The following is an 18,972-nucleotide window of genomic DNA, read 5'->3' on the forward strand; positions in this document are numbered from 1 at the left end:
GCGACACATCACGCTGCGTCGGTCAGCAGTTCCGGCCGCAGCGCGCGGATGCGCAGCTCCGTGAAATAGCCGCCCGCCTCGTTGTAGCGCAGGTAGTGACGGCCGCAGTTCAGGCAGCGCGCCACCTGACTCAGGTTCGCGGGATAGTAGCGCGGCGCGATGGGCGCATCGGCGCTGTCGTAGCGCGTGCCGTGCGGGTGGTATTCGGCAAACGTCGGTTCCTCGTAAGGATCTTCGCGCAGGGTGCCGATTTCTTCAAAGCGGTCCAGCTCCAGCGAGGTGGGCAGCCGTTGCCAGGCATCGAGCGGCACGGCGCAGCAGCTGCATGGTTTGGTCACCAGGGCCGACGCGGCGGCCAGTGCGGACAAGGCGGGAAAGTCGATGAATATCATGCGTCAACCAGTACAAGGGGGCGGCCCATGGCAACGAGCCTGGCCGCGCCCCTTATTCTAGCGCAGTCGCATCCCGCCGAGACGCGCACCGCATTTCGCCAGCAGCAGCTCCAGCAGCATCAGCAGGCAGCCGGAAATGAGCAGCAGCGGCATCAGCGCGCACATGAGCGCCGCCATCAACCAGGCCAGCGCGGACGGCGAGGTCCAGGCGCCCGGCAGCAGCCGGGGCAAGCCCAGCGAGCCTGGCAAGCGGCGCTTGAAGAACATCACCCAGCCCGATACCAGCGAGAACAGCACGCTGGCGCCGAACAGCAGCAACAAGGCCTGGTTCCACCAGCCGAATTCGCCGCGATGAAATGGAATGCCGATGGCCGTGGCCTTGCCGAACGCTGTCTGCGCCTGCCACCCCGCATAGTACAAAGGCTTGCCGCTGTAGGCGTCGAATTGCAGGTCGAAGCGCAACGTGGGCTGGCTGCGGTCGGCCATGGTGGCGCGCCACACATCGTCCTGGCTGGCAGGCGCCGTCAGCTGCACGGCGATGGCCGGAGCATGGCTGCGCGCCACTTGCCAGGCATCCTGCCAGTCGAGCGGAGCGCCCTCCTCGCGCGAATGCAGACCGCGCGGCACGGGCGGCGGCGCCTGGCCGCTGGCATCGCGCAGCGCGCGGATGCGCCCGCCCGCCTGCTGGCTCCACGTCAGCCCTGTCGTCAGGATCACGACACTGACGATGCCGAGCGCCACGCCGAGAAAAGCATGCCACTGGCGCCAGCCATTGCGGCCGCGCGCGCGCCGCTTCGGCAAGCCAGATTGCGCGCCGCGCGGCCACCACAGCACCACGCCCGTCACCAGCATCACCATCAGCCAGCTGGCCGCCAGCTCGATCATCCAGCGCCAGCCATCGTTTTGCAGCAGGCGCGAATGCAGCTTTTTCGCCCAGTTGCCGAAGCGTTCGCTGCCAGCCAGGCTGCCCAGCACGCGCGCGTCATACGGATTCACATACACGATGATGGCTTGCGCGGGCAGGCCGAACTTCGGCTTGGCCGGCGCGGCATGTCCGCCATGGCCCGCATGTTCATCCTGCGCGCCGCCGGGCGGCGCGAACGCCACCTGCACCGCATCGTTGGCCTGGAACGGCGGCACCACGTGCTGCACCGCCCAGCCGCGCGGCGCCGCCCGTTCGGCTGCCGCCACGGCGGCGTCCAGCGGCAGCATCGACGCTTGCGGCGCCACGCGGTCGAGGTGCTGGTACAGCCTTGCCTCGATCTGCGGCGTAAACACATACAAAATGCCCGTCAGGGTGGCCACCAGGGCAAACGGCGAGGCGATCAGCGCGGCCCAGAAGTGGATGCGCCAGTACAGGCTTTTGCGCCGTGCGATGAGAAAGGTGTGATCGTCCATGGCCAGCCTCACAGTGCGTTGAAGGTATAGCCCAGGCCCAGCATCACGCTGCGCGGCGCACCGGGCGTGTACTGGTTCTGGCTGTTCGGTGCATAACTGCCCGTGCCCGCATAACTGCTGCTGGCCGAATCGGCATAGCGTTTGTCCATCAGATTGCGCACCTGCGCCCACGCTTCCAGGCCGCGCGCGAGCTGGTAGCTGGCGCGCAGGTTCAGCAAGGCGTGACCCTGGTACTCCACCGTGTTGGCGTTGTTCATCCAGTAGCGGCCCTGGTGCACGGCTTCCAGCGCCACCCTGGCGCCGGCCACGGGCTTGTAGCCGATCTCGATCGAGGTGATGTCGCGCGGCGCCTGCGGCATGGTGCGGCCGCTGTAATCGAGACTGGCGGAGACCTGGTAACGCAGGTAGCGGTGGCGCGCGATGGCCGTGGCGAAGCGCGCGTCGAACGGGCCGCTGTCGTAGTTCAGGCCCAGCTCCAGCCCTTCGCTGCGCGTGCGTCCCGCATTGCGGTTTTCGCTGTTGCCCGGCGAGAGCGTATAGCTGACGATGGTGTCGCGCCCGTCGAGACGGTACAGGGCCGTGTCGAGTTTCAAGCGGCCCTGCAAAAAGGCCCAGCGCAAGCCCAGTTCATAGTTGTTGTAGACGGACGGCTGCAGGTCGGCGATGCCCGTCTTGCCATACAGCTGGCTCACCTCGGGCGGGGTAAAACCCTGGCTGACGTTCGCATACGCGCTGCCCGCCTGGCCGATGGCGTAGGTGGCGCCCAGCTTCGGGCTGACATGCGAAAAACTGCGCGACTCGTCGGGCGCGCCATAATTGACGCTGCCGCCGGGCGCCAGCTGGTTGTGGTAATCGTAGCGGATGGCGTCCGAGCGCCCGCCCAGCACCACGCGCGTGCCGGCCAGCGGAGAAAACTCCCACTGCGCGAAGACGGCCGTGTTGAGGATATCCGTCTGGTAGTCGCGCACGCCCTGCGGATTGGACGCATTGGCCAGCGTATAGCGCAGGTAGCGGCCCGTGGCCGCATCGCGCACGATGGAGAGATTGTCGCTGACAAAGGGATTATCACTCTTGTCGACATACACACCAAAGATCAGGCGCGAACGCAGCCACGCGAATTCCTGCTGGTGTTTCACGTCCAGCCCCAGCGAATCGACGTGGTTGTTGTTGATGACGCCCTTGCACAGCATGCCTGCGCAGCTGCCGATGGAATATGCGGGAATCTGCCCATGGTCATTCTTGCGCGTAAACACGGTGACGGTACTGGTGCCATGGGCCGTCGTCGCGCCCTCCCACGCCAGATTCATGCGCGTGGTCTTGTCCTTGCGGTAGGTAAACGTGTTCAGGCTCTTGCCGGGGTCATTGCGGTAATCGTTCTCGAACAGGCTGCCCGTCATGGCCGCATCGAGATCCGTGTGGACGAGGGTGGCGCGCAGCTGCGAGGTGGGGCTGAGCGCATAGTCGGCGCGCAGCGAGAACGAATCCTTGTCGCCATAGCTGTACTCTTGCCAGTTGTCGCGCGAGCGGCGCGAACTGTAATGGGAAAAGCGCAGTCCCAGCGGCCCCCAGGTATCGCTGGCGGAGGTGTCGTAGCGGGTGAAGCCGGCCACGCTGTCGCGCCGCACGCCCACCTTGGCCGTCGGCGTGGCGCTGGCGCCGGCCGTGAGGAAATTGATGGCGCCACCGACGGCATTGCTGCCGTACAGCGACGAGGCGGCACCCTTCACCACTTCCACGCCGCTGGCGCCGGCCATGTTCATTTCATTGAGCGAGTTGTGGTTGAAGACGCCCAGCGGGCGGATGGGAATGCCGTCTTCCAGGTACTGATAGACGGCATTCGTGCCGATGGGCTGGCGGATGCTCATGCTGTGCTGCTCGTTGCCCAGGTCATTCCAGTACACGCCGGCGATGCGGTTGAGGATATCGCCCATGGTCTTGGGCTTGTCGCGTTCCAGCGTTTTGGCATTGACGACGCCGATGGCCTGCGGCGTCTCGGACAGCCACGCTTGCGCGCGCGAACCGGAGACGACGACGGTGTCGATGGCGTGGTCGGTTTGGTCAGGTTGCTGCGCCCGCGCGCAGGGGTAGGCCACGGTGATGGCCACGGCCAGTACCAATAATTTCTTGTTCATGTGATTCTCGTATAAGTGTGCGGATGCTGCGCGTCACACCGCAAGGTGGACAGCGCCAGCATTGAAAAAGCAAAAAAACTTAAACGAGGGTGGGCGGCGCGCGCGACTGCGCGGTGGACCAGATGAACAGCGGGGATGGGGACTGGTAGTACAGCGCCGGGAAAATGGCCGTGCCGCTGGCCACAAGCAGCGGCAGCACGGGGTTGGCGGGCGGCAGGCCGACGGAACCCGCATGCGTGGAACAGAAGGCGCAGTGCTCCATCTGCATGGCCTTGCCGCCGGACTTGCCATCGGCGGCGCCATCATCATCGACCTGGACGAAGCGGATGCCGGCCACCGAGCAGATTTCCGCCCAGCCAGAGCCCGATTCCTGCTTGGCGTTGGCGACGGCCTGGGAAATCGATGGCGCGAGCGCCGCCAGCAGGATCGCAAAGCAGGCGATCCAGGCGGCAAAGCGGCGCGTGAACAAGGTCATTCCCATGGCCGCATTTTACCAGCGGCCGCCGGGACTGGGTAGCGCAATGGCGCTCAGGCGGCCGGGCAGGCGGCGTTGCCGTTGTCAAAAGCGCGCACCACGCTCGCCGTATCGGCGGCGATGCGGCCCACGGCGCGGCGGTGGCCCAGCACCAGTTCATCGTAGCCGGCGCCCACCTTTTCATTGGCGATCGTGCGGCAAGTGACCACCTTGTTGCTGGCCAGCTGGCGCACGCTCCACACGGCGTCGATCAGCGCATACTGGCCCATCACGGACTCGAAACGCTGCACATTGGTGCTGATGCGGTACACGGGCAGGTTGTCCGGATGCGGCGTGCGGAACACGTCGATGGCGCCCAGGTCATTCGTCACGGCCGTGGACAGGGCCTGGCCGATCTCGCCGGCCAGCGGCCCTGCCCAGCGCTGCTGCTCCAGCAATTCGATGCGTCCCGACGGCGCCGTCACGACAAACTGGTTGCGGCTCACCTGCTGCGGCACGCTGACGGCCAGCACCTCGACATAGTATTTCACGGGTTTGGCCGGCTGCGCATCGGCGCCGCCGCTGAGCGTATAGAAATGCTCGGGCTGGGGCGTGGAGCAGGCGCCCAGCAGGCTGCCAGCCAGCAGCGCGGAAAAAATCGGTTTCATCATTTTTTTTCATCTCCTTTTTTACCGCGGATCAGGGACTCGGGATGACGTTCCAGGTAATCCGACAGGGCATTGAGCGATTGCAGGGTTTGCGTCAGTTGCTGCAAGGCCTGGCGCACGTCCGACTGCAGCGGCGAATCCTTTTGCAGCACCTGTTCGGCCGTGCCGAAGGTCTGTTTCGCCGCCGTCAGGGTGTCGCGCATTTCCGGCACCACCTGGCCATCGAGCTGCTTGAACAGGGTATTGGCCTGCTTGATGGTGGCGTTCAGGTTGTTGCCGATCTCCGCGTACGGCACCTGATCGAGCTTACGGGCGATGCTGGCGATCTGCGTCTGCAGTTCATCCAGGGTATTCGGTACGGTCGGCACTTCCAGCGGATATTTGTTCAAGTCCAGCGCCACCTTCGGCGCTTTCGGGAAGAAATCCAGCGCGATGTACAACTGGCTGGTGAGCAGGTTGCCCGTGCGCAGCTGCGCGCGCAAGCCGCGGCTGACCATGCGTTCGAGCAGCTGGTGGCCGGCCGATCCCTCCGCATCGTCGACGGCCGTCTTGAAACGCATGCCCAGGCGGGCCGGATACAGACTGACGGTGACGGGCATGCGGAAGTTCTTCTTCACGGGATCGAATTCGATGCCCACCGAGCGCACCTCGCCCAGCACGATGCCGCGGAAGTCCACCGTGGCGCCAGGCTGCAAGCCGCGCAGGGACTGGTCGAAATAGAATACGGTGGTAATGGCTTCACCATCGGGTTCGCGCATGGCGCTGGCCTCGTCGGCCGCCAGGCGGAAATTGGTATTGGCGGGCGCGGGCTCCTCGGGCTTGCGGCCGTTTTCCGCCTCGAAGGCGATGCCGCCCACCAGCATGGCCGCCAGCGACTGCGTATTCAATTTGAAGCCGCTCGAATCGAGGCGCACGTCGACGCCGCTGGCATGCCACCAGCGCGCATTCTTGCCGACGAACTGGTCGTACGGGGCGTTCACGAATACCGACATGGTGATGCCATTGCCATCCTTGTCCAGCGCGAAGCTGACCACCTTGCCCACGCGCAGGCGGTGGAAGAACAGCGGCGAACCCACGTCGACGGAGCCGAGGCTGTCCGCATGCAGCGTGTACAGCTTGCCCTTCTGGTCACCGGCCACCGCGGGCGGGTTTTCCATGCCGACGAAGTTCTCTTTTTTGGCTTCCGACTTGCCCGTGTCGACGCCGATGTAGGCACCCGACAGCAAGGTGCCCAGCCCCGTCACGCCGCTGGCGCCGATCTGCGGGCGCACCACCCAGAAGCGCGAATCGGCCGTGGCGAAGCGCCGCGCTTCCTTGCTCATGTCGATCGTCACCAGCACCTTGCTCAAGTCCTCGCCGAGGGTAATGGCGCGCACCTGGCCGATGTCGACATCCTTGTATTTGACCTTGGTCTTGCCCGGCTCCAGGCCTTCGGCGCTCTTGAAGCTGACCGTTACCGTGGGGCCCTGGTCGAGGATGGACTTGGCGGCCAGGCCGGCGCCGATCAGCGCGGCCAGCAGCGGAATGAGCCAGACCAGCGACGGCAGCCAGCGGCTGCCCTGTTCCACATCGGGTTCCGGCAACGGGGGGACGCCCTGGCCACCCGTTTCGGCAAGGTCGCCTGCTTCTTTGTCAGACATGCTGTTCTCCAATCACTGTATTGTTTCCGGTATTTGCCACCACCACGGGTTCTTCCTCGCCAGGTACCTGCCCGTCGACGGGGTCCCAGATCAGGCGCGGGTCGAACTGCATCGCCGCCAGCATGGTCAGCACCACCACGGCGCCAAAGGCCAGCGCGCCGGGGCCGGCCGTGATCACGGCCAGCGACTTGAAGCGCACCAGCGCCACCGTCAGGGTGACGACAAAGATGTCGAGCATGGACCAGCGGCCGATGAATTCGACCATGCGGTACAAGATGGTGCGCTGGCGCGGCCGCCAGCGTGAACGCCGCTGCGCCGTGAACGCCAGCAGCGCCAGCACGCCCAGTTTCAACATCGGGACGACCACGCTGGCGATGAAAATGATGATGGCCAGGCCTTTCGAGCCGCTGGTCCAGAACAGCACCACGCCGCTCATGATGGTGTCGTCCTGCGCGCCAAACAGGGAATACGTCACCATCACGGGCAGGAGGTTGGCGGGAATGTAGAGGATCATGGCGGCGATCAGCAAGGCCCAGGTGCGGTTGATGCTGTCCGGTTTGCGTACATGCAGGGTCGTGCCGCAGCGCACGCACGCCAGATGCCTGCCCTTGCCCAGCGGCGGCGCCACCAGGCCACAGGCGTGGCAGGGCACGATCTTCGCGCCCGGCGCGAAGGCCTTGTAGCGGATGCCGGGCAGCGCTTGACGGGTCAAGTCGTCGCCGAGGTTCCACAGGGCCTTGGGGTCGAACGAGACGACGATGGCCAGCATCAGGGTCAGCGCGCCAAACGCGAACAGCCCCGGTTGCGGCAGCACCGTGGCCAGGCTGGTCATCTTCACGACGGTGATCAGGATGCCGATCATCAGCACTTCCGTCATGCCCCATTCGCGCGCCGTCTGCACGGCGCGCAGCACGCGGTTAAAGCCCGGCACCTTGACGCCGCCGCGCAAGCCCAGCGCCACATACAGCAGGGAAGCGAGTTCGATGGCGGGAAAGAGGATGGTAAACAGGAACACCATCGTCGCCACGATGTGCATCTGCTCGGACCACAGCACGCGGATGGAGCCGAGCAAGGTGGCGCTGGACGTGAGGCCATTGACGTCGAGTTCGACGATGGGGAAAAACTGCGCGATCAGGAAAACCAGGGCGGCACCCAGGGTCAGCGCCACCACCTTGGTCAATTCGGCCGAGGCGCCGCGCGCGTGCGCGCCGCGATACAGCACCGAGCGGCAACGGATGCAGCGCGCCTTTTCGCGTGGACGCAGCGGACGTTTGCGGTACAGCACGCCGCAGTCATGACAGCTAATCAGGTCGTATCGGTGCACAGTTGAAGTTTGCCGGCGCCCGAAGCGCGACTATCCCATGTCAATGCCAGCCATCATGACAGAGTTGGCATTTTCCTGCACTACGGCACTATTCTTTTTCACGCCCCCGCAACAGCGCCTCCACGGCGCGGCCGATTTGCAGCACTTGATCGTCGGCGCCGGCCAGACCGCAGATGCCCAGGCCCACGGGCAGCTCGCCCTCGGCGTGGCACGGCAGCGACAGCGCGCAGCCGTCGAGAAAGTTGATCACGCTGGCGTTGCGCAGCACCAGGCCATTCGTGGCAAAGAAGGTGGCGTCGTCCGCTTCCAGCGGCGCGACCAGCGGCGCCAGAACCGCCACGCTGGGCATCAGCCAGGCGTCGAACGGCGCCAGACGCTGCTTCGCGATGGCGATCAGGCGCGCACGCGCATCGAGCAGATCGATGTAGTCCGCTGCGCCTTGCTGCTGGCCGCGGCGGATACGCGCCGCCACGCGCTGGTCGTATTGCGCGCCCTTCTCTTCAAGCAGCACCCTGTGCCAGTGCCACGCTTCCGCCGCCACCAGGCCGCCGCCGCCATTGATACCCGGCAGCGCCAGCAATTCCGGGAAATCGAACTGGTCCACCTGCGCGCCGGCCGCGCGCAATTTGTCCAGCGCGCGCCCGAAAGCCTGCTGCACCTGCGGCTCGACATTGGCGCCTACGTAATCGCTGGTAAAGCCGAAGCGCAAGCCTTTCAGGGCTGGCGCAGCATCGGCAATATCGTGGCCGGACAAGGCCGCATACAGGATGGCGCAGCAATCGACGCTGTGGGCGATGGGGCCGGCCGAGTCGAGGGAGCGCGACAAGGGCACCGTGCCGGCCAGCGGCACGGACGCCGCCGTCGGCTTGAAACCCGACAAGCCGCAAAAGGCGGACGGGATACGGATCGAGCCGCCCGTGTCCGTGCCCAGCGCGCCAGCCGCCATCGCCAAGGCCACCGTCACGGCGCCGCCCGAGGTGGAGCCGCCCGCCACGCGCGCGTGGTCGTGCGGATTGCGCGGCGTGCCGTAATGGGGGTTCAAGCCCAGGCCGGAAAACGCGAATTCGCTCATGTTGGTGCGCCCAAGCAGGACGGCGCCGGCCGCGCGCAGGCGCGCCACGGCAAGCGCATCGGCATCGGCGGGCGGCGCATCGGCCAGCGCCAGCGAGGCGGCGCTGCTGACCTGTCCCCTGACGTCGAACAGGTCCTTGATGGAAATAGGCACGCCGGCCAGCGGCGAAGGCACCCAGCCCGCGGCGCGCGCCGCATCGCTGGCCCGGGCCTCGGCGAGGGCCTGTGCGCCATCGAGGCTGACATAGGCATGGCCGCCTTGCGCCCGGTGCGCCTCGGCGCGTGCCAGCATCTGCTGCGTCAGTGCCACGCTGGTGAGGCGGCCGGCGGCCAGGTCGGCCGCCAGTTCCCGTATCGTCGTCTTGCCAGTCAACTCCATGCTGCCTCCTCGATTTTCCAGGCATGCATCTTACCGGATGCCAGCGGCATGGTCGTCGCCCTGTCAGGCGGCCAGGAAGTCGAGCAGGGTCAGGGCGACGATCTTGCTGGCCTTGCGCAAATCATCGAGCGCCAGGCGCTCGTCGGCCTTCTTCGCGTTCGACTCGGGCACCGTGCGCGGACCGGCGCCATACAGCACGGCGGGGATGCCCCGTTCGCCATACAGGCGCGCATCCGCATACAGGGGCGTGCCGACGGCGGGAATCGTCTCGCCAAGGATGGCTTGCGCGTTTTTCTGCAGGCTGCCGACCAGCTGCTCGGAACCGGGCAAGGGCCGCAGCGCGTGCGACAGCAGCAGGCGGCGGATCTCGATGCGGATGCCAGGTTCGCCGCTCACGGCGTCCTCGATCAGCGCGCGCACCTGCGCTTCCACCGCCACCGGGTCTTCTTCCGGGATCATGCGGCGGTCCATCTTCATGACCACCTTGCCCGGCACCACATTCGTATTCGTGCCGCCGTCGATGCGGCCCACCAGCATGGTGGGCGAATCGATGCCAGCGACTTTTGACTTGATCTTTTTCAGCTCCGGCAGCTGGCCGTAGATGGCGTTGAGGATCTTGTTGGCCGCCTGCAGCGCGTCATGCCCCGTCTCCGGCATGGAGCCGTGGCCAGACTTGCCATGCACGGTGATTTCCAGCTGCAGGCAGGCGTTGTGCGCGGTGACGATGCCGTAGCTGAAACCGGCGGCGATGACGAAATCGGGCTTCGTCAGCTGCTGTTCCAGCAGCCAGCCCGGCCCCAGCAAGCCGCCGAATTCCTCGTCATACGTAAAGTGCAGCTCCAGCTGGCCTTTTAATGGAATACCCAGCGCTTCGAGCGCGCGCGCGGCAAACACATAGGTGGCGAAATCGCCTTTTGACACGGCCGTCGCGCGGCCGTAGATATAGCCGCCGTCGATCTGGCCGCCATATGGCGGATACGTCCAGTTGTCGCCGGGCGGCACCACGTCGCCATGCGCGTTCAGGGCCACGGTCGGCCCGCCCTCGGCATACGGCCGGCGCACGATCAGGTTGGTGATGCTCTGCATGCCATAGGCCTCGACCTGGTCCGCAGGTACCGCATGCTGCTCCGCCTGCCAGCCATATGCCTGCAACAGCTGCGCCACCAGCTCCGCATGGGGCGCGTTATTGCCGGGCGGCGTATCCGTCGGCTGCTGCACCACCTGCTGTAAAAAGGCGACTTCTTCGTCGAAGTGTGCGTCGATCCAGGCCGTGATTTTTTCTGCGTGCGTAGTCATTTTGCTCCTTGCATGGTCTGTTGCAGCCAGGCGCCCAATTCGCTGCGCTCGGCCTCCGTCATATTGGTCAGGTTCCCGATCGGCATGGCTTTCAGCTCGATGGCCTGCTTGTAGATTTGCGCCGCGTGCTGGCGGATTTGCGTTTCATTATCGAGCATCATGCCGGCCGGCGCCGTGGCGAAACCCGCTTGCGTGGGCTGGGCCGAATGGCAGGTGGCGCAGCGCTGGGCGATGATGGCATGCGCGCGCTGGAACTGCGCGGCCGGGTCCACCGCAGGCGCGGCCGCCACGGGCGCTTTCGGCGCGATGGCGATAGCGACGGCCAGCAGCAGGGCCATGCCGATGGCCGGATAGCGCCACTCGACACGGCCCTTGTGGCGCAGGTTGAAGAAGTGGCGAATGAAGACACCGGCCGCCATGATCAGCGCCAGCACCAGCCAGGCATGATCGTTCCGATAGGTCATCGCGTAGTGGTTGCTGATCATGATGAACAGCACCGGCAAGGTAAAGTAATTGTTATGCACGCTGCGCTGCTTGGCCTTCTGGCCATGCTTCGGATCGGGCAGCTTGCCGGCGGCCATGGCTTCGACCATCTTGCGCTGGCCGGGAATGATCAGCATCAGCACATTGGCCACCATGATGGTGCCGATCATGGCGCCCACGTGGATGTAGGCGGCGCGCCCGCTGAGCAAATGCGTGAGCACGTACGCGGCGCCGACGATCAGCGCAAACACCGTCACGCCGAACCACAGTTCATAGTGCGCCAGCTTGGAGCGGCACAGCAGGTCGTACACGGTCCAGCCGATGACGAGGGTGGCGATGCCGATGCCGACGGCCTGGCCGCTGGAGATATCGGCCACGGCCTTGTCGATCATCATGGCCTGGGCATTGAAGTAATAGGCAATCGTCAGCAGCGCAAAGCCGGACAGCCAGGTGGAATACGCTTCCCATTTGAACCAGTGCAGCTCCTTCGGCAGTTCGGCGGGCGCCAGCAGGTATTTTTGCGGGTTATAGAAGCCGCCGCCATGCACGGCCCACAGCTCCCCCGAGACGCCCTTCTTCGCCAGCTCGGAGCCGGGCGCGGGCGGGCGGATCGAGTTGTCGAGCCAGACAAAATAAAAGGAAGCACCGATCCAGGCGATGCCCGTGATGACGTGCAGCCAGCGGACGATCAGGTTCAGCCACTCCAGGCCGTACGGAATCAGGTAGGCAAATACTTCCATAAATTTCCTCTAGTCAGACCGAACCCATATTCGTGCCAATCTACACAAGATAAACGGATTTACCGCCCTTCACATGAAAAATATCGTATATTTGACATATTCAAATCGATATACAACAGAGCCGCCGCCACATGTCCAGCCTGCCGCAACACCTCGACCTGCACCTGATCCGCATCCTCTACCTGCTGCTGGTGGAAAAGAATGTCTCGCGCGTGGCGCTGAAACTCAATCAGCCGCAGCCGTCGATTTCCGCCTCCTTGCGCAAGCTGCGCGAACTCACGGGCGACCCGCTGCTGGTGCGCGGCGCGCGCGGCATGGTGCCCACCCAGCATGGCGAAAGCCTGCTCAATCCGGCCAAGCGCATCCTCGACCAGACGGAGAGCCTGTTCATCAAGAAGACGCCGTTCGTGGCGCAGGAAGAGGCGCGCACCTTCCATATCGCCGCGCCCGACTACCTGGACAGCCAGTTCCTGCCCAATGTGGTGGCCCAGCTGCGCCGCGGTTCGCCGAAAAGCCGCGTCGTGCTGCACAGCCTGGGACCGGGCATCGACCATATCCGGCAATTGTCCGACGGAGGTCTGGATCTGGTCATCGCCAACTGGGACGAGCCGCCCGCCCATCTGCACATTTCGAAGCTGTTCGAAGATCCCATCGTCTGCGCCATGCATGCGGAAAACGCCTATGCGCGCCGCACGGCCAGCGACGCCATGACGCTCGACGATTATCTGAGCCTGCCCCACGTGGCGCCGTCGCAGATGATGCCGGGCTACCACGGCGTGATCGACTCCTTCCTCGAACGGCAAAACCTGCAGCGCAACGTGGTGGTCGAATCGGCATATTTCGGCCTGATCCCCTACATGCTGACGCAGACGGACCTGGTACTCACCACGGGCCGCCAGTTCATGCGCTTCTATGAAAAGACCCTGCCGCTGAAAACGTATACCGTGCCCTTGAAATTCCCGCCGATGCGCTTTTACCAGTTGTGGCACCAGCGCGTGCACCAGGCGCCCGAGCATAAATGGCTGCGCGACCAGGTCAGCGCGGCGGCCAAGGCGCTGGTACAGCGATAGCCGCTATCAGCACGCGCATATAATGGATGCAGGAACGGGGCGCTATCATCACTGCTTGCATGATCGGAAAACCATGACCACCCTTTCAGACCTGAACGCCGGCAGCCAGGCCGATTTTATCGCGCAGCTGCATGGCATCTACGAACATTCGCCCTGGATCGCCCAGCGCGCAGCCGCCGCGCGGCCGTTTGCCAGCCTGACGGCGCTCAAGACGGAATTGCAGCGCGTGCTGGCCCTGGCCTCGCCCGAAGAACAACTGGGGCTGATACGCGCCCACCCCGAACTGGCCGGCAAGGCCGCCGTCGCGGGACAGCTGACGATGGAATCGACGCGCGAACAGGCCAAGTCCGGCCTGAACCTGTGCAGCGCCGACGAATTTGCCACCCTGCAGCGCCTCAACAGCGAGTACAACGCCAAGTTCGGCTTTCCCTTCATCCTGGCCGTCAAGGGCCCGACGGGCGAAGGCTTGTCGCGCCAGGACATCATCGCCACCTTTGCCCGGCGCCTGAAGAACCGGCGCGCCGATGAACTGGCCGAATCGCTGCGGCAGATCAAGCGCATCGCCGAGCTGCGCCTGAACGAGCTGTTCGACGTGCGCCTGGACTTCGGCCCGGCCATCATGCAGCAGGCGGAAACCCTGGCCGGCTGGAGCGACAGCGATTACAACCTGACCTGCGCCTACCTGACGCCGGCGCACCGGAAAACGGCCGCGCAGCTGGCCGACTGGATGCGCGAGGCCGGCATGCAGGTGCATATCGACGCCGTCGGCAATGTGGTCGGCCGCTACCCGTCCAACCTGCCAGGCGCGAAGACCCTGATGACGGGATCGCATTACGACACGGTGCGCAACGGCGGCAAGTACGACGGCCGGCTGGGCATCGTGCTGCCGATCGCCGTCGTGCGCCACCTGCACGAACGGGGTGAAAAGCTGCCCTTCCACGTCGAGGTCGTCGGCTTCGCCGAAGAGGAAGGCGTGCGCTTCAAGAGCACGTTTTTGGGCAGCACGGCCGTCACGGGCAGGTTCGACTTGTCGCTGCTGGAACAGCTTGACGCGGATGGCGTGAGCATGCGCGACGCGCTGGCCGCCGCCGGTCACGAGGCGAGCGCCATCGGCGCCATCGCGCGCGATCCCGCCGACTTGCTCGGCTATGTGGAAGTGCATATCGAACAAGGCCCCGTGCTGCTCGAGCGCGACCTGCCGCTGGGGATCGTCACGGCGATTGCCGGCAGCTCGCGCTACCTGCTCCATCTTGGCGGCGTGGCCAGCCACGCGGGCACCACGCCGATGCACATGCGACGCGACGCGGCCAGCGCGGCGGCCGAAATCATCCTGCTGGTGGAACAGCGCTGCAGCCAGGGCGTAGCGCTGGTGGGCACGGTCGGCCAGCTGCAGGTGCCCAACGGTTCCGTCAACGTGATCGCCGGCGCCTGCACCCTGTCGCTCGATATCCGCGCGGCCGTTGATGCCGTGCGCCAGGCGGCCGTCGACGACATCCTCGATGGCATCGCAGGCATCTGCGCGCGGCGCCAGATCGACTACCAGCTGGAACTGCTGCTGTCGGCGCGTGCCGCGCCGTGCGCGCCATGGCTGATGGCGCAACTGGCGCAAGCCGTGGAATCGGTCGGCATCGAACCATACGCGCTGCTGTCGGGCGCGGGCCACGACGCCATGGCCATGGCCGCCATCACCGACGTGGCCATGCTGTTTACGCGCTGCGGCAATGGCGGCATCAGCCACAATCCGCTGGAAACCATGACGGCCGACGACGCCGATATCGCGGCGCGCGCGCTGCTGCATTTCTTGCGGAATTTCCAGCCAAAAGCCTAGCCGTGCGCCTGGCGCCAGCGCGCCAGTTCCTGCGCAAGATGGCAAATCAAGGGTTGCCAGCCACCTGTCGCAGGCTGGCGGAACAGCCGCATCGTGGGATACCAGGGCGTATCGAGGCGCCCGGCCATCCAGCGCCAGTCCGGCTGGTAGTCGGGCAGCAGCAGCCAGCACGGCTTGCCCAGCGCCCCGGCCAGATGGGCCACGGCAGTATCGACGCTGATCACCAGGTCCAGGTTGGCGATCAGCGCCGCCGTATCGGCCATGTCGCCCAGCGCCGCGCCGCCGCCGACCAGGGCCAGTGACGCCGAAGTGTCATCCTCGCCGGCGCCCTTCTGCAAGCTGACAAACTGCACGCCGGCCACAGCGCCCAGCGGCGCCAGCGTGTCGAGCGCCGCCAGCGAACGCGCGCCATCGTTTTCAAATGCGGGATTGCCTTTCCAGGCCAGGCCCACGCGCAGCGGCGCGGGCGGCAAGCGCGCGGCCCAGGCGGCCACGGCGCGCGCATCCGCGTGCAAATACGGCACGTTCGACGGTATCGTTTCCAGGACCGTACCGCACAGGCCGGGAATGCTCAGCAGGGCGACCCAATAATCGCGTCCGCCCTGCGCGACCGCCTCGCCGATGGCCAGCACCTCGTCGATGCCAGGCACGGTGCGCAGCAGCGCCTTGAGCGGCGCATGGCACAGTAGCGACACGCTGGCCGCGCCCAGATCGCGCAGCAAAGGCACGTAGCGGCACAGCAGCAGCATATCGCCCATGCCCGCTTCGGGGCAGATCAGCAGCGACCTGCCGGCCAGCGACTCTCCCTGCCAGCGCGGGAAGTGGAAGTAGTCGCCAAACGCGGACGGTTGCGGCCGCGCTTCGAGCATTTGCCAGCCTTCCGCCAGGCGGCCCTGGCGCAGCAGCAGGTAGGCGAGGTTGTAGCGCGCGTTCGCGTAGGCCGGATCGAGTTCCATGGCATGGCGGTAGCAGCGCTCCGCCTGTGTTTCGCGCTGCAGGCTGGCCTCCAGCACGCCCAGGTTGGACCAGGCGGAAGAGCGTTCGGGCTCCAGCGCCAGTACGCGGCGCAAGATTTGCCCGGCTTCGTCCATGCGACGCATGCGCAGCAGCAGCGCGCCCAGGTTTTGCAGCAGATGCGCATCGTCCGGCATGTGCGCCAGCGCGCGCAGGTACAAGGCCACGGCGTGTTCCAGCGCGCCCGCCTGTTCCCGCATCCAGGCCAGGTTGGCCAGGGAAAACACGTTGTCGGGGTCAAGTGCCAGCGCCTGCTGGAAACACGCCAGCGCACCCGCCGCGTCGCCCATGGACAGCAGTTCGCCGCCACGCGCGGCGTGCAGCGCAGCCGGACGCCGCTCGGTATCGGTATCGGAAATGCTCATCGCTGGGCCGCCTGTTGTCGCAAGGCGCCCAGCATAGCACCAGCGCGCAGCGGCAGCTAGACGGCCACGGCCCGCTCCAGCATCGCGTGCAGCAGCACATTGCAGCCCGCTTCCAGGTGCTCGGGCTTGGCATCCTCGATTTCATTGTGGCTGATGCCGTCCTTGCACGGCACGAAGATCATGCCGGCCGGCGCCAGCCGGGCCGCGTAGATGGCGTCGTGACCGGCGCCCGAGACCACGTCCATCACGGAATAACCCAGCTTTGCCGTGGCATTGCGCACGGCGCCCACGCAATCGGGGTGGAACGGGCATGGCGGGTAATAGGACACCCTTTCCAGTGAAATGCCCAAGCCTGTTTTTTCGCGCGTGGCGTCGATGAAGGCCGTGATCTCGCCATGCATGGTGTTGAGCAGTTCGTCGTTCACATTGCGCAGGTCGATGCTGAATGTCACTTCACCGGGGATCACGTTGCGGCTGTTCGGGAACACCTGCACCATGCCCACCGTGCCGCGCCCATACGGCGGGTAGCGCTTGGCAATGGCGACGACTTCCTGCATGATGACGGTGGCCACCTGCAGCGCATCCTTGCGCAGGCCCATGGGCGTCGGTCCCGCATGCGCTTCCATGCCCGTCACCACGCAGTCGTACCACGACAGGCCCATCACGGCAGGCACCACGCCGATGACTTTATCGGCGTCTTCCAGCACAGGCCCCTGCTCGATATGCGTTTCGAAATAGGCGCCGATCGGATGGTCGCCCGGCACCTGGTCTCCACGATAGCCGATGCGCGCCAGCTCCTCGCCCACCGTTTTGCCTTCCGTGTCTTTCGCCGCATACGCGGTTTCGAGCGAGAAGGCGCCGCAAAATACGCCGGAACCCATCATCACGGGCACGAAGCGCGAGCCTTCCTCGTTGGTCCAGAAGGCCACCTCGATGGGCGATCGCGTCTTGATATTGAGGTCGTTCAGGGTGCGCACCACTTCCAGTCCCGCCAGCACGCCGTAATTGCCATCGAACTTGCCGCCCGTGGGCTGCGTGTCGATATGGCTGCCCGTCATCACGGGCGGCAGGGTATTGTCGGTGCCGTCGCGGCGCATGAAGACATTGCCGATCTGGTCGATGGTGATGCTCATGCCCGCCTCCCTGCCCCAGCGCACCACCAGGTCGCGGCCCTGTTTGTCGAGGTCCGTCAGTGCCAGGCGCTTGACGCCGCCTTTCACTGTCGCGCCGATCTGCGCCAGTTCCATCAGGGCTGCCCACAGCCGTTCGCCATTGATGCGTAGATCATCCATTATTGTCTCCTGACTTCATGCGGTGGTGGCGGCAAACGCCGGGCGCTCGATATAGCGCCCTGCCCCTTCGACGGCCGTCAGCTCGCCCTGGTGGAACACCACCTTGCCGGCGGCAATCGTGGTGCGGGGGATGCCGCGCACGGTGCGCCCTTCGAAGACGTTGAAGCCCCCTTTGGCAAACTGCGTGGCGGCGGAAATGGTGCGCGTGCCCTGCGGGTCCCACAGCACGATGTCGGCATCGCTGCCTGCGGCGATGAGGCCCTTGCGCGGATACATATTGAAGATCTGCGCCGCATTGGTCGACGATACCTTGACGAATTCGGAGGGCGTGAGCATGCCGGAATTGACGCCCGCATCCCACACCACGGCCATGCGTTCCTCCACGCCGCCGCAGCCGTTCGGGATGCGCGTGAAGTCGTCCTTGCCGGCCGCCTTCTGCTCGGCGCAGAAGGTGCAGTGGTCGGTGGCCGTCGTGTGCAGATTGCCGCTTTGCAGGCCGTGCCACAAGGCCGCCTGATGGTGCTTGCCGCGGAACGGCGGGCTCATGACGTGGCCCGCCACATAATCAAAATCATCGCTCTGGTAGACGCTGTCGTCGATCACCAGATGGCCCGCCAGCGCTTCGCCATACACGCGCTGGCCGTTGGCGCGCGCCCGCGTGATGGCGTCGAGCGACTCGGCGCACGAGACGTGCACGATGTACACGGGGGTATTGAGCACATTGGCAATGGCGATGGCGCGGTTGGCCGCCTCCGCTTCCACGGCGGGAGGGCGCGACAAGGGGTGCGCCTGCGGCCCGGTAATCCCCTTTTTCAGCAAGGCTTGCTGCAATTGAAAAACCAGCTCGCCATTTTCCGCATGCACGGTGGGCAATGCCCCCAGCTCCAGCGAACGGGTAAAGCTTTTCACCAGCGTTTCATCGTCGGCCATGATGGCGTTCTTGTAGGCCATGAAATGCTTGAAGCTGTTTACGCCATGCTCGCGCACCAGCACTCCCATCTCTTCATGAACCTGCTCGCTCCACCAGGTGATCGCCACATGGAAGGTGTAGTCGCCGGCCGCCTTGGCCGACCAGGCGCGCCACTGGTGATAGGCCTCGATCAGCGACTGCTTCGGGGCGGGAATGACGAAGTCCATGATGGTGGTGGTGCCGCCCGCCAGTCCCGCCGCCGTGCCCGTGAAAAAATCGTCGGACGTCACGGTGCCCATGAAGGGCAAATTCATGTGCGTGTGGGTGTCGATCCCGCCCGGCATCACGTACAGGCCGCCCGCGTCGATCACGCTGGCGCCCACCGGCACCGGCAAGTTCTCGCCGACGGCGACAATCGTGTCGCCCTCGATCAGCACATCGGCGCGAAACGCGCGGTCGGCGTTGACGACGGTGCCGCCACGTATCAATGTAGTCATCTTGTCTCCTTCTCGAAAA

The 18,972-nt window shown here is 65.4% G+C and carries 15 protein-coding genes; 2 read left to right on the forward strand and 13 right to left on the reverse strand.

Annotated elements, in window-relative coordinates; all coding sequences use genetic code 11:
• Nucleotides 1-8 precede the first annotated feature (8 nt).
• From ACP7DW_RS09030 to ACP7DW_RS09075, 10 genes are all read right to left on the reverse strand, one after another.
• Nucleotides 9-392 carry a hypothetical protein gene (locus ACP7DW_RS09030; RefSeq protein WP_426054476.1) on the reverse strand — a complete coding sequence of 128 codons (384 nt, stop codon included), beginning with the start codon at nt 390-392 and terminating at the stop codon, nt 9-11.
• 57 nt (nt 393-449) lie between these two features.
• Complete coding sequence (locus tag ACP7DW_RS09035) at nt 450-1,790, reverse strand: PepSY-associated TM helix domain-containing protein (RefSeq protein ID WP_426054475.1); 1,341 nt, start codon at nt 1,788-1,790, stop codon at nt 450-452.
• An 8-nt stretch (nt 1,791-1,798) separates the two neighbouring features.
• Entirely contained in the window at nt 1,799-3,922 is a 2,124-nt protein-coding gene (locus ACP7DW_RS09040; protein WP_426054474.1) for a TonB-dependent receptor family protein, read from the reverse strand.
• A gap of 79 nt (nt 3,923-4,001) precedes the next feature.
• Nucleotides 4,002-4,403 carry a DUF2946 domain-containing protein gene (locus tag ACP7DW_RS09045; protein WP_426054473.1) on the reverse strand — a complete coding sequence of 134 codons (402 nt, stop codon included), beginning with the start codon at nt 4,401-4,403 and terminating at the stop codon, nt 4,002-4,004.
• A gap of 47 nt (nt 4,404-4,450) precedes the next feature.
• Nucleotides 4,451-5,047, reverse strand: coding sequence for a PqiC family protein (locus ACP7DW_RS09050; protein ID WP_426054472.1), 597 nt, complete (start codon nt 5,045-5,047; stop codon nt 4,451-4,453).
• On the reverse strand, nt 5,044-6,684 hold the full coding sequence (locus ACP7DW_RS09055; RefSeq protein WP_426054471.1) for an intermembrane transport protein PqiB: 1,641 nt from the start codon (nt 6,682-6,684) through the stop codon (nt 5,044-5,046). The genes ACP7DW_RS09050 and ACP7DW_RS09055 overlap by 4 nt, the downstream gene beginning before the upstream one ends.
• A complete protein-coding gene (locus tag ACP7DW_RS09060) occupies nt 6,677-7,969 on the reverse strand; it encodes a paraquat-inducible protein A (RefSeq protein WP_426054470.1) in 1,293 nt (430 codons plus the stop codon). The genes ACP7DW_RS09055 and ACP7DW_RS09060 overlap by 8 nt, the downstream gene beginning before the upstream one ends.
• 127 nt (nt 7,970-8,096) lie before the next feature.
• Nucleotides 8,097-9,458 carry an amidase gene (locus ACP7DW_RS09065; protein WP_426054469.1) on the reverse strand — a complete coding sequence of 454 codons (1,362 nt, stop codon included), beginning with the start codon at nt 9,456-9,458 and terminating at the stop codon, nt 8,097-8,099.
• 63 nt (nt 9,459-9,521) lie between these two features.
• Entirely contained in the window at nt 9,522-10,754 is a 1,233-nt protein-coding gene (locus ACP7DW_RS09070; RefSeq protein WP_426054468.1) for a M20/M25/M40 family metallo-hydrolase, read from the reverse strand.
• On the reverse strand, nt 10,751-11,977 hold the full coding sequence (locus tag ACP7DW_RS09075) for a urate hydroxylase PuuD (protein WP_426054467.1): 1,227 nt from the start codon (nt 11,975-11,977) through the stop codon (nt 10,751-10,753). Before ACP7DW_RS09075 ends, ACP7DW_RS09070 begins: the two co-directional genes overlap by 4 nt.
• A 131-nt stretch (nt 11,978-12,108) precedes the next feature.
• Between ACP7DW_RS09075 and ACP7DW_RS09080 the strand changes: the two genes are divergently transcribed.
• Both ACP7DW_RS09080 and ACP7DW_RS09085 read left to right on the forward strand, forming a co-directional pair.
• A complete protein-coding gene (locus tag ACP7DW_RS09080) occupies nt 12,109-13,047 on the forward strand; it encodes a LysR substrate-binding domain-containing protein (RefSeq protein WP_071079255.1) in 939 nt (312 codons plus the stop codon).
• A gap of 73 nt (nt 13,048-13,120) precedes the next feature.
• On the forward strand, nt 13,121-14,875 hold the full coding sequence (locus tag ACP7DW_RS09085) for an allantoate amidohydrolase (RefSeq protein WP_426054466.1): 1,755 nt from the start codon (nt 13,121-13,123) through the stop codon (nt 14,873-14,875).
• Here the strand turns inward: ACP7DW_RS09085 and ACP7DW_RS09090 are convergent.
• From ACP7DW_RS09090 to hydA, 3 genes are read right to left on the reverse strand one after another with little or no spacing between them, the layout of a single operon-like run.
• Entirely contained in the window at nt 14,872-16,254 is a 1,383-nt protein-coding gene (locus ACP7DW_RS09090) for a tetratricopeptide repeat protein (RefSeq protein WP_426054465.1), read from the reverse strand. The genes ACP7DW_RS09085 and ACP7DW_RS09090 overlap by 4 nt on opposite strands.
• A gap of 56 nt (nt 16,255-16,310) precedes the next feature.
• Entirely contained in the window at nt 16,311-17,546 is a 1,236-nt protein-coding gene (locus ACP7DW_RS09095; protein WP_426054464.1) for a Zn-dependent hydrolase, read from the reverse strand.
• 15 nt (nt 17,547-17,561) lie between these two features.
• A complete protein-coding gene (gene hydA, locus ACP7DW_RS09100) occupies nt 17,562-18,953 on the reverse strand; it encodes a dihydropyrimidinase (protein WP_426054463.1) in 1,392 nt (463 codons plus the stop codon).
• Between the last annotated feature and the right edge of the window lie 19 nt (nt 18,954-18,972).

It is taken from the genome of Janthinobacterium sp. PSRC1-1, from assembly GCF_049897525.1.
Lineage (GTDB): Bacteria > Pseudomonadota > Gammaproteobacteria > Burkholderiales > Burkholderiaceae_D > Janthinobacterium > Janthinobacterium tructae.